Genomic DNA, 1,781 nt, shown 5'->3' with positions numbered 1-1,781 from the left:
ACGACCAACTCGGAAACGTCGTGCTCGACCCAGACTCGCAGGTCCGGGAGATCATTGCCTATTTCTTCGAGACGTTCTCACGGGTAGGCTCTGCAAGCCAGACAGTGAAAGTGTTCCGCAATGAAGGCGTTCGGTTTCCATCCCGCATGCGCAACGAGGAACTGATCACTTTCCAGCCGCTCACTGCGTCGACCGCCCTCCGCACGCTGAACAATCCGCGCTATGCGGGCGCCTACGTCTACGGCCGACGGCAATATCGGCGAACCGCTGACGGGAAGCATGTGCCTCGAAAACGCGAGCGTGATGACTGGCTCGCTTGCATTCCGGACGCCCATCCTGGCTACATCGCCTGGGAACAGTTTCAGCAGAATCTCAAGACTCTCGAATCCAACGGTCGCGGATATGAAGTCGCGCGAGCGTCACCGCCGCGAGAGGGCGCGGCCCTGTTGCAGGGGCGCGCGGTCTGCGGGCGTTGCGGTAGACACTTCCGTCTCCGATATGCAACGCGGCGCGGGCGACAGGAAGCATGGTATGTCTGCGATCGCGCGCAAGGCACGCGTGGTGAACCGTGCTGCCAGTCGATTGCGGGCGGGCCCATCGACGAAGCAGTCGGTGAATTGGTCACCGCCATGATGACGCCAGCCGCAGTTGAGCTGGCGTTGGAGATTGGAAGAGAAATCGAGGCCCGGTACGACGAGGCCGATCGGCTGCGCCTACGTGCGATCGAACGCGCTCAGTTCGAAGCAGATCTCGCGCAGCGGCGATTTATGCTGGTCGATCCGAATAACCGTCTGGTCGCGGATACCCTCGAACGCGATTGGAACGACAAGCTTCGCACATTAGCTCAGGCCCGGGAGGAAAGGGAGCGCGGCCGGCAGGAGGACCGGCTTGCTCTCGACGATGCAATCCGCGATCGGCTCGTCGCCATGACGACCGACTTCAAAACGCTTTGGCGTGATCAGAGACTACCGAACCGCGAGCGCAAACGGCTCCTCGCCCATGTCATCGAGGACGTCACGCTGATCAAACTCCCGGCGGAAGGCTCCACCACGATCCACGTCCGCTTCAAGGGCGGCAAGACAGAGACCCTGACGGCACAGAACCCCAAATCCTCCGCGCAACAGGTCAAGACCCGGCCGGAAGTCCTGGAGCTCATCGACAACCTTCTCGACAGCCACACATGCTCCCAGATCGCGGACATCCTCAACGAACAGGCTATCCGCCCTGGCGGCTCCATCCGGCCAGGCAAGGCTGACCTCAGATTCACTGCGCTGCGCGTCTCGTATCTCGCGCAACGAAACGGACTCCGCTGCCGCTTCGACCGACTGCGGGACCGCGGTATGTTGACGAAGCCGGAGGCTGCGGCGCGCCTCGGAATTCATGAAAGCACGCTCCTGAGGTGGATGGAGCACGGCCTCGTCACGCGACACGCCTACAACGACCATGCGTACCTATACGAAGTCCCCACGTCCAGCCCGCCGGTGAAGCACAGCAGTCGATGGGACCGCCTCATTGACCGTGCCGCGGCGGTGTCCGTTACAACGGAATCAAAATCCTCCACTTCAACAGAAGGAGACGTAGTATGAAACGAGATAGTTCATCAGCAGACACATGCCATCACCGCTCCACCAAAGCACCTTGACAAGATCGCCACGTCGGCCTCGGAACACAAACACGTGGCCGCTGAACGGGTCCCGCTCTAGAACGGTCTGCACCTTCGCGGCCAGGCTGTTGAAGCCAGAGCGCATGTCGGTCACGCCAGCAGCCAGCCACACCCGCGT

Annotated in this window: 2 protein-coding genes; one reads left to right on the top strand and one right to left on the bottom strand. The window is 61.5% G+C overall.

Annotated elements, in window-relative coordinates; all coding sequences use genetic code 11:
• Nucleotides 1–1,586 (top strand): recombinase family protein (locus J8I34_RS33835; protein ID WP_209808532.1); only part of this gene is annotated, 1,586 nt, incomplete at its 5' end.
• Here J8I34_RS33835 and tnpB read toward each other — a convergent pair.
• On the bottom strand, nucleotides 1,563–1,781 hold a 219-nt coding region (gene tnpB / locus J8I34_RS33830; protein ID WP_209808530.1), incomplete at its 5' end, for an IS66 family insertion sequence element accessory protein TnpB. The genes J8I34_RS33835 and tnpB overlap by 24 nt on opposite strands.

This window comes from Cupriavidus phytohabitans (assembly GCF_017815025.1).
GTDB lineage: Bacteria > Pseudomonadota > Gammaproteobacteria > Burkholderiales > Burkholderiaceae > Cupriavidus.
The sequence above is the reverse complement of the archived record's forward strand: the minus strand, read 5'-3'. Positions and strand labels throughout refer to the sequence as shown.